Raw genomic sequence first — 8,525 nt, 5'->3', positions numbered from 1 at the left:
GACTATACCGGCTTTGGTCATGAACACGACGAGGAACAGGCCGTAGAACAGTCCCTTCTGAAGGGGTGAGGCCGTTGCGAGGGCCTGCTGAATAGCCGAATAGCTGAGGTTGTGAATGCTACCCGTCAGGACGCTCGCAAGGCCGAGGAGCAGGAACAGCGGGATGGTGTCGAAGAAGTGCATGGTTATGTAGTACTTGAAGCTCGCGTCGAGGTCCTTCTTCTCCTCCTTCCAGAATATCAGCACGAACGAGCTGAGGGTCATGAGCTCCCAGGAGAACACGAACCACTCGAGGTTGCTGACCGTAACGACGAGGGCCATCGAGCCTATGAAAGTGTTGTAGGCTACCGCATAGACCCAGCCCTTGCCCCTCTTCTCATGGTGGTCCATGTAGCCTATTGCGAATATTGCCGAGCCAAGGCTCACTATGCCCACTATGAACAGGAATATCGCGGAGAGTCCGTCTATGTGAACGGGAAGGCCGAAGACACTGCCGCTGACCGGGCCGTTGGTGTAGACGTAGTAAACCTGGTAGAGCAGCGCCAGCGCCCCGAGGAAGGCCATGAAGCTTGAGGCCTTGGTTGTGGCCCTATAATCCCTAAGGATGCCCGCAAAGGCTCCAATGATAAAGGCAATTATCGCGTATTCCAACGGCAGCATGATATCACCCCGCTATGAATCCTATTTTGCTGACGACGCTCAAAGTTATCCACGGCGAAACGGTTCCGGCTATTATCAGCACGAGCATTGCGAAGTACATGAGCTTGGTCGGGCTAACCGCTGGCTGCGGTGAAATCTCTGGGCCGAAGAATATCCTCCTGAACCACACCATCACGACGACGAGGAGTATCGCCGCCTCGAAGAGTATCAGCAACGGCAGGAGCCATGAGAACACACCGGGAGCGTGGGCGTTCGTCATGGTTTCATAGGCCTTGCTGAAGAACATTCCCAGGGGCAGGACACCCGCCAGACCGAACATCGCCAGGAACCAGCTGACGCTTACAGCGGGCAGGCTCTTTGCGAAGCCCTTTATCTTCGCCATGTTGGTTGTTCCGAGGGAGTATCCCATCGCTCCAGCCGTGAGGAACGCCAAAGCCTTCACGAAGGCGTGGTTGATGACCTGGTAGGTGGCAACCTGAAGTCCTATGGAGCTACCGTAGGCGGCGTAAGCCAGGGTCATGAAGCCGATGGCCGCCTGCCCTATCGTCGAGTAGGCTATGAGGGTCTTGAGGTCGCTCTGAATCGGGTAGTAGAACATCATCAGAACAACCATGAGGACTGAGAAGACTGCCAGTATGTAGAACAGGTCCTCGTACTTTCCGCCGAACTGTATGAACCTGAGCATGAGGAGTATTCCGAGTGAAACGACTGAAACGCTGTGGATTAGCGCCGAGACCGGAACTGGGCCCTTTGTGGACTTCGGGAGCCATGAATAGAAGAAGAACTGTGAACTCATTGCGAAGGCCGCAAAGGCTATGAGAACGAAGGCCGTGTGTTTGGCGGATTCGCTCACCGAGCCAAGCTTGTAGAGAGCCTGTCCGCTTCCGAGCACGAAGAAGGATATTATCATCAGGACTACCGCCAGGTTCAGGACGAGGTATGCCTTGAGGGAGTCGAGCGAGGCGTTTCCATATGTGTTGATTAGGTCATCGAGGGCTAGGGCAATTATCTCGAGGAACACTATGAACTGAACGAGGTTGGTTCCGTAGATGAAGACCATCGTGGAAGCAACGAGAACTCCAAGAAGGGCGAAGAACTTCCCCTTACCTTCCTTGAGGGGGTTCGCGGAGTGCTTCTCACTCATGTAGTCGATGGCGTACAGGCTCACGAGGAAGGCCACTATCATCGTCACGAGGCCCATTAGGACCGAGACCTCATCGACGATGACTCCAAATATTTCCCCGGCGTTTCCGTAGGTTAAGTAGGCAACGTGAAGCGTCTTCCCCAAGTCGCTCGTAAGATACTGGTATGCTCCCCATGCGTTGAACGCCAGGGAGACGCCGAAAATCACTGCCGCAAAGACCCCTGCACCCCTGCCTTCGCTCTTCCAAACCGCGAGCAACACGAAGGGGAGGAACATTGAAATCAGGAACGGAACGTAGTACACTCCCATCACCTCTCGTTTTTAACCCTTGGTTTTCTTCGCAAAAAAATAATGTCAGAGGACGATGTAGGCCTTCTCACCCTCCCCTTTCTCGGCCGAGCTCTTCAGGTTGGCCACTATCTTCCCTTCCCTGTTCCAGAGGACCTCGTTTATCTCACCGAACTTAAGGGCCTCAGTTGGGCAGGCCGAAACACACGCCGGGAGAAGGCCCTCCGCCCTCCTGTCGGCACAGAGGTCGCACTTGTCCATAATCTTGTTCTCCTCGTCGAGCTTTGGAATGCCGAACGGACAGGCAACGGCACACATGAGACAGCCGATACACTTGAGCGGGTCGAAGGCAACCGCTCCGTCCTCGTCCCTGAAGAGCGCCCCGGTTGGACAGACGTTGAGACAGGGAGCCTTCTCACAGTGGCGGCAGTTGAAGGGAACGGTGAAGAGGTCGGGGAACTCGAAAACCCTTATCCTTGCCTCGCCGTGCGTCATTTCACAGGCCACTTCACAGGCCTTACAGCCGATACAGCGCTTATAGTCGAGGAAAATCTTCTTGCTCATTCCAACCACCTCACTCCTCCACCTTCTTAACCCTGGCCGCGACGGCCTTCAGCTCGGCCATCTTGGTCTTCTCGTGGGTGACCTCGAGGGTCAGGAAGTTGATGTCCCAGTGGTTCGGCATCGCTATAACGCCTTCTCTGACGTGCTCCGTAACCTCAGCCCTTGCCAAAACGCTTCCGCGTCTTGTCTCGACCTTGACAAGGTCCCCGCTCTTTATGCCGTATCTTTCGGCGTCCTTCGGGTTAATCATGACGTACTCTTCAGGCCAGCGCTTCTGGAGGCTCGGGCTCTCAAAGGTCATCGTTCCCGTGTGCCACTGACCAACGAACCTGAAGTTGGTGAGCCAGAGCGGATACTCGTCGTCGGGCATCTCGGGCGGCTCGCGCCACTTCACCGGCTGGAGGTGAGCCTTTCCATCGGCCGTCTTGAAGCCGTTCTTGAAGAGAACCTTCGTTCCCTCGCCGGGCTCGGTGCACGGGAAGAAGCATCCCTCAGGGTGCTCCGCGAGGTATTCCGGCGTCGCCCCCTTGAAGACTGGGATGACGCTGTTTATCTCCCTGAGAATCTCGTCCGGGTGCTCGTACTTGAAGTACTCCCCGAGACCGAGCTCCTTGGCCAGCTCAACGAGGATGAGCCAGTCGGGCTTGGCCTCTCCGGGCGGATTGGCGGCCATGTAAGTTCTCTGGACCCTTCTCTCGGCGCTTATTGCAGTTCCTGTCTTCTCAAACCAGGCCGCGGCCGGGAGAACTATGTCGGCGTACTTGGCAGTCTCGGTGAGGAATATGTCCTGCACAACCAAGAAGTCGAGCTTCTTGAGCTGCTCCCTGACCCAGGCGCTGTTGGGGGCGGACTTCGCTATGTTGCCGCCAACTATGTACATCATCCTGATCTTGTTGCCCATTTCGCGTATCATGCCCGTGAGGTCGAGGCCAACCCACTCCGGCACCTTGAAGCCCCAGAGCCTCTCGAGCTCAGCCCTTGCCTCTTCATCGGTAACGAGCTTTCCGGTCGGGAGCTTGTTGGGAGCAATGCCCGTCATGGCAGCGCAGAATCCACACTGCGCTCCCGGGAAGACACCGCTCCAAACACCTTCTTTACCGATGTTACCGGTGATAGCTATGAGGTCCGCTATCGCCAAAGCCGTCTCAAAACCGTTGACGTGCTGGTTCATTCCCTCGTTGACAAAGAGCGCAGTCCTCTTGGTCGCTATGAGCCTAGCGACTTTCCTTATGTCCTCCGCGGGGACGCCGCTTATCTTCTCGGCCCACTCCGGAGTGTAGTCCTTGACGGCCTCCTTAAGCTCCTCAAAACCCGTCGTTCTCTCCTGAACGAACTCCTTGTCGTAGAGTTCCTCACTGATAACGACGTTGAGCATTGCCAAAGCTATAGCGAGGTCTGTTCCAGGGTAGGGCTTGAGGTGGAGCGAAGCGTACTTGTGTCCCCTTGTTCCCCTCGGGTCTATAACGACCATCTCGGCACCGTTGTCGAGGACTGCCTTCTCGATGTACTGGCCGAAGAAGACGGGTGCCGTCTCCGCCGGGTTGTGGCCCCAGATGACTATCAGCTCGGCCTTGGCAACGTCCTCGAAGGGGTTAGTTGCAGCGGCGCTTCCAAAAATCGCAGTTCTGGCCGGGCTGTTGGAGTACTGGCAGTACCTGCCGGGGAAGTCGAGATGGTTGGTTCCTATGGCCTTTGACAGCTTGTGAACGAGGTAGTTCTCCTCCAGTGTTATTTTCTCGCTGGCGAGGAAGGCTATTGCCTCTGGACCGTAGGTTTCTTTGATTTCCTTAATTCTCTCGGCGATTATTCTGTAGGCTTCCTCCCATGTTATCTCCTCGAACTTCCCCTCGCCCTTCTCGCCAACGCGCTTGAGGGGCTTCTTGAGCCTGTTGGGGCTGTTGATGAACTGATAGGATGCAACTCCCTTGGGACAGAGCTTTCCTCTGTTTACGGTCGGGTGCTCGTAGTCGAACTCTATCTTCCTGATGTAGCCGTTAACGCTGACCGCGTAAAAGCGACAGCCCACGGAACACCAGGGGCATACAACTGGCACGAGTTTCTCTGCCATTTTGCCCACCACCTTTTAATGACTGACCAGTCATTTAGACTGAACGACAAAACCTTAAATAGTTTTCTAACGGATGGAAAACAAACATTATTAACACAAAAGAAAACGTTAAACACTTGCAGACAAACGGAGGTGGTTCAAAACAACGGAGACAACCTTTCTAAGGTAGTGTTCGCTCGAAAACCCTAGGCACTCCTTGGCGTGGAGGTAGTGCATCAACGAGCCGAGGAACACCTGAAAAGCCACGAGGGCATCCTCAAAACCGACCTTAACGTACGCTATTATCCGCCTCGCCCCTTCCCTGAGAAGCTCCGAGCAAGCCTGGTAGTAGATTTCGTCTATGCTCCTCATTCTTTCGCGGACTGAGAGCATATGAAAGAAAATCTCAGCGCGGTAGTTCTCGGAGTAAAAATCCAGAAACTCCCTTCCAAGCTGAAGGAGGTAGCTCTCAAGCGTCGGAAAGGAAACCGTTATGTAGGGGTCGTTGAGGGAGGGCATGGCCATTATGGGCATTACCTCAAAGGCAAGCTCCTTTATCAGGTCGTCCTTGCTCTTGAAGTAGAGGTAGAACGTTCCCTTTGCAACCCCCGCTTTGGCCACTATTTCATCTACGGTAGTTTTATCGAAACCTTTCTTTGCAAACAGCTCCATAGCAGCCGAAACAAGCTTTTCCCTAGTTTTCCCGGGAGACTTCGAGGCCATACCCACCACTTCTGACTACCCAGTCATGTTCAGCCGGGTCAAATTTGTGCATAGGGGAATTTAAACTTTCCGCCAAATGTCGAAAGAGAAGGGGTGTGGAAAAGGGGATAAGGTTAAAGAATCGAACTGAGGATTTCTTCGTCAACTTTTGAGACACCGGAGAGCACTTCGGCAAGCTCGGGAGGGACCATCTTGGCGAAGAGTCCCATGTTCATGCCGTAAACGTAAACGCCGTCGGGGTTCTCAACAACGGCGAAATGACACGGCATAAAGGCGGAAATCCAGCGGTTCTCGGGCTTCTCAAGGGCCTTTTTGGCAAAGTCCTTGTTGCAGACCTCGATTATGGTCAGCTTAACGCCGACCTTCTCGGTCAGGTCATGCTCCCCGATGACGTTCCAGCCAAGCTCTTTGGTCTTCTCCTTAATCCTCTCTATCGTTTCTTCGTAGGAATACCTGCTCCTCACAGCCTTAATCATTTGTGTCATAATCTCCTCCATCTGTATCACCTGACTGACTGGTCAGGAAAAGGTCTATAAATCGTTTTCTAACACCTTTGGTTGATAACCATGTCACTGATGCTCGCGGGGAGGGTCCTCGAGGTAAGGAACGGGAGGGCGATAGTTGACGTGGACGGCCAGCTCAAGGAGGCGAGGCTGGACTTCGTAAAGGACGTGAAGCCCGGGGACTACGTGAAGATTTACTACGGCATAGTTCTTGAGAAGGTCAGCAGGAGCGAGGCCGAGGAGACCCTCGCGAGGTGCTCCTACCACCGCTCAAGGAAGCTTGAGCTGACCTTCACGGTTTCAAACCGGAGGTTTTAGAAAGGCTAAATAACGGACAGGACAACCCGAGGTAGGTGAAGCTCATGTGTCTGGCGACCGTTGCGAAGGTTTTGGAGGTTGACAGAGAGAGAGGAACCGCGTGGGTGGACTTCGGAGGCGTCAAGAGAGAGGCCAGGATTGATTTGATGCCCGACGTCAAGCCCGGTGAATACGTGCTGATTCACACCGGCTTCATAATCGAGAAAGTCGATGAAGAAACCGCGAAGGAAATACTCAACGCCTGGGATGAGGTCTTCAAGCTCGAAAAGGACGCGATAGGCGGCTACTACTACCCGGGTGATTGAAATGGGGGCGCTGGATAAATTCAGGGACAGGGAGCTCGCTCAGAAGATAGTGAAGAAAATCCACGAGGAGGCGAAGGGACTCGACGAGGTCCGCTTCATGCACGTCTGCGGAACCCATGAGGACACCGTGACGAGAACCGGAATCCGCTCGCTTCTCCCGGAGAACGTCAAGATACTCAGCGGACCGGGCTGTCCGGTCTGCATTACGCCGGTCGAGGACATCGTCAAGATGATGGAGATAATGCGCCAGGCCTACGAGGAAGGCGACAGAATAATCATGACGACCTTCGGCGACATGTACAAGATTCCAACGCCGAGGGGAAGCTTCGCCGATTTGAAGAGCGAGGGCTACGATGTCAGGGTCGTTTACTCAATCTACGACACCTACCGCATAGCCAAGGAGAACCCGAACAGAACGGTGGTTCACTTCTCACCGGGCTTCGAGACGACCACAGCCCCAACGGCCGGAATGCTCAACGTTGTTGCTCAAGAAGAGCTTGAGAACTTCAAGATTTACTCGGTTCACAGGCTCACGCCACCGGCGGTTGAGGTCCTTATAAAGCAGGGAACGCGCTTCCACGGGCTCATTGACCCCGGCCACGTCTCTGTCATAATAGGCGTCAAGGGGTGGGAGCCGATAACAGAGAAGTACGGCGTCCCGCAGGTTGTCGCGGGTTTCGAGCCTGTTGATATGCTCCTAGCGATACTCTACCTCGTCAGAATGGTGAAGGCCGGCGAGGCGAAGATAATCAACGAGTACACCCGCTCCGTTAAATACGAGGGCAACGTCGTTGCCCAGAAGCTCATAGAGGAGTTCTTCGAAGTCAAAGACGCCAAGTGGCGCGCCCTCGGAGTCATGCCCAAGAGCGGGCTCGAACTGAGGAAGGAGTGGAAGGAGCTTGAGATAAGGACCTACTACAACCCCGAAGTCCCGAAGCTCCCCGACCTTGAGAAGGGCTGTCTCTGCGGGGCAATCCTCAGGGGACTGGCTTTACCGCCGCAGTGCCCGCACTTCGGAAAGACCTGCACGCCGAGGCACCCGATAGGGCCGTGCATGGTGTCCTACGAGGGAACGTGCTCGATATTCTACAAGTACGGGGCGCTGTTTTAGGTGAGGGTCATGAAAGCCCCAAGGGAGTATTTCGGGCTCTTTCCACGTGAAAACGTGGAACAGGTCATCGAGGAGATAGAGGCAGGGGTTATCTGCGAGGTGTAGCCCTAAACTAACCCCCTATGACACCAAAGGTTCAAAACTCCACTCTCGTTTTCAACTTTTGGTTTTGGAAACCTATAAAGGCTCCAAATACCGAGAAAAAGCGGTGGGTGGGCATGAAGGCTTACCGTATTCACGTCCAGGGCATCGTTCAGGCCGTCGGCTTCAGACCTTTCATTTACCGCATAGCGCACGAGCACAACCTGAGGGGCTACGTCAAGAACCTCGGCGATGCGGGAGTCGAGATAGTCGTCGAGGGCCGTGAAGAGGATATAGAGGCATTCATAGAGGACGTCTACCGCAAGAAGCCCCCGCTCGCGAGGATTGACAAGATTGAGAAGAAGGAAATCCCGCCCCAAGGGTTCGACCGCTTCTACATCGAGAAGAGTTCAAAGGGCGGAAGCGGCGGCGACTCGATAATCCCGCCCGACATAGCCATCTGCGAGGACTGCCTGAGGGAACTTTTCGACCCGACGAACAAGCGCTACATGTACCCATTCATCGTCTGCACCAACTGCGGCCCGAGGTTCACAATCATCGAGGACTTACCCTACGACCGCGAGAACACGACGATGAAGGAATTCCCAATGTGCGACTTCTGCGAGAGCGAGTACAGAGACCCGCTCAACCGGCGCTACCATGCTGAACCCGTCTGCTGTCCCGTCTGCGGGCCGAGTTACAGGCTCTACACGAGCGACGGGGAGGAAATCACGGGTGACCCGCTGAGGAAGGCGGCGGAGCTGATTGATAAGGGCTACAT

The 8,525-nt window shown here is 54.8% G+C and carries 9 protein-coding genes and 1 pseudogene; 4 read left to right on the top strand and 6 right to left on the bottom strand.

What is annotated here, in order from left to right; genetic code table 11:
• The 6 genes and pseudogenes from MVK46_RS06195 to MVK46_RS06170 all read right to left on the bottom strand — a co-directional run.
• A pseudogene (locus MVK46_RS06195) lies at window positions 1-660 on the bottom strand (hydrogenase); the annotation flags it as partial.
• Window positions 661-664: 4 nt separating this feature from the next.
• Complete coding sequence (locus tag MVK46_RS06190; protein WP_297535767.1) at window positions 665-2,113, bottom strand: proton-conducting transporter membrane subunit; 1,449 nt, start codon at window positions 2,111-2,113, stop codon at window positions 665-667.
• 45 nt (window positions 2,114-2,158) lie between these two features.
• The gene (locus tag MVK46_RS06185) at window positions 2,159-2,656 is read right to left on the bottom strand and encodes a 4Fe-4S dicluster domain-containing protein (RefSeq protein WP_297535766.1); all 498 of its coding nucleotides are present in this window, start codon (window positions 2,654-2,656) and stop codon (window positions 2,159-2,161) included.
• A gap of 10 nt (window positions 2,657-2,666) precedes the next feature.
• Complete coding sequence (locus MVK46_RS06180) at window positions 2,667-4,724, bottom strand: molybdopterin-dependent oxidoreductase (protein ID WP_297535765.1); 2,058 nt, start codon at window positions 4,722-4,724, stop codon at window positions 2,667-2,669.
• Between the two features lie 108 nt (window positions 4,725-4,832).
• Window positions 4,833-5,426 (bottom strand): TetR/AcrR family transcriptional regulator, encoded by a 594-nt coding sequence (locus tag MVK46_RS06175; RefSeq protein ID WP_297535764.1) that lies wholly within the window; start codon window positions 5,424-5,426, stop codon window positions 4,833-4,835.
• Window positions 5,427-5,539: 113 nt separating this feature from the next.
• Window positions 5,540-5,923: a DUF302 domain-containing protein gene (locus MVK46_RS06170; RefSeq protein WP_297535763.1), complete on the bottom strand. Its 384-nt coding sequence runs from the start codon at window positions 5,921-5,923 to the stop codon at window positions 5,540-5,542.
• Between the two features lie 69 nt (window positions 5,924-5,992).
• Here MVK46_RS06170 and MVK46_RS06165 point away from each other — a divergent pair, with 69 nt between their 5' ends.
• The 4 genes from MVK46_RS06165 to MVK46_RS06150 form a co-directional block, all read left to right on the top strand.
• Entirely contained in the window at window positions 5,993-6,247 is a 255-nt protein-coding gene (locus MVK46_RS06165; protein ID WP_297535762.1) for a HypC/HybG/HupF family hydrogenase formation chaperone, read from the top strand.
• Window positions 6,248-6,291: 44 nt separating this feature from the next.
• Window positions 6,292-6,552: a HypC/HybG/HupF family hydrogenase formation chaperone gene (locus MVK46_RS06160; RefSeq protein WP_297535761.1), complete on the top strand. Its 261-nt coding sequence runs from the start codon at window positions 6,292-6,294 to the stop codon at window positions 6,550-6,552.
• Between the two features lies 1 nt (window position 6,553).
• Window positions 6,554-7,663, top strand: coding sequence for a hydrogenase formation protein HypD (gene hypD, locus MVK46_RS06155; RefSeq protein ID WP_297535760.1), 1,110 nt, complete (start codon window positions 6,554-6,556; stop codon window positions 7,661-7,663).
• Between the two features lie 218 nt (window positions 7,664-7,881).
• Window positions 7,882-8,525, top strand: a 644-nt coding sequence (locus MVK46_RS06150) for an acylphosphatase (RefSeq protein WP_297535759.1), incomplete at its 3' end; no start/stop codon positions are given.

It is taken from the genome of Thermococcus sp., from assembly GCF_027066465.1.
Lineage (GTDB): Archaea > Methanobacteriota_B > Thermococci > Thermococcales > Thermococcaceae > Thermococcus.
Note: the sequence above shows the minus strand (reverse complement) of the source record. Positions and strands in the feature narration are given on the sequence as shown.

Excerpts from the sequence above, each read along its gene's own strand:
- MVK46_RS06190 (WP_297535767.1), bottom strand. The coding sequence starts at position 2,113 with ATGGGAGTGTACTACGTTCCGTTCCTGATTTCAATGTTCCTCCCCTTC.
- MVK46_RS06160 (WP_297535761.1), top strand. The coding sequence starts at position 6,292 with ATGTGTCTGGCGACCGTTGCGAAGGTTTTGGAGGTTGACAGAGAGAGA.
- MVK46_RS06165 (WP_297535762.1), top strand. The coding sequence starts at position 5,993 with ATGTCACTGATGCTCGCGGGGAGGGTCCTCGAGGTAAGGAACGGGAGG.
- MVK46_RS06170 (WP_297535763.1), bottom strand. The coding sequence starts at position 5,923 with ATGGAGGAGATTATGACACAAATGATTAAGGCTGTGAGGAGCAGGTAT.
- MVK46_RS06175 (WP_297535764.1), bottom strand. The coding sequence starts at position 5,426 with ATGGCCTCGAAGTCTCCCGGGAAAACTAGGGAAAAGCTTGTTTCGGCT.
- MVK46_RS06180 (WP_297535765.1), bottom strand. The coding sequence starts at position 4,724 with ATGGCAGAGAAACTCGTGCCAGTTGTATGCCCCTGGTGTTCCGTGGGC.
- MVK46_RS06185 (WP_297535766.1), bottom strand. The coding sequence starts at position 2,656 with ATGAGCAAGAAGATTTTCCTCGACTATAAGCGCTGTATCGGCTGTAAG.
- hypD (WP_297535760.1), top strand. The coding sequence starts at position 6,554 with ATGGGGGCGCTGGATAAATTCAGGGACAGGGAGCTCGCTCAGAAGATA.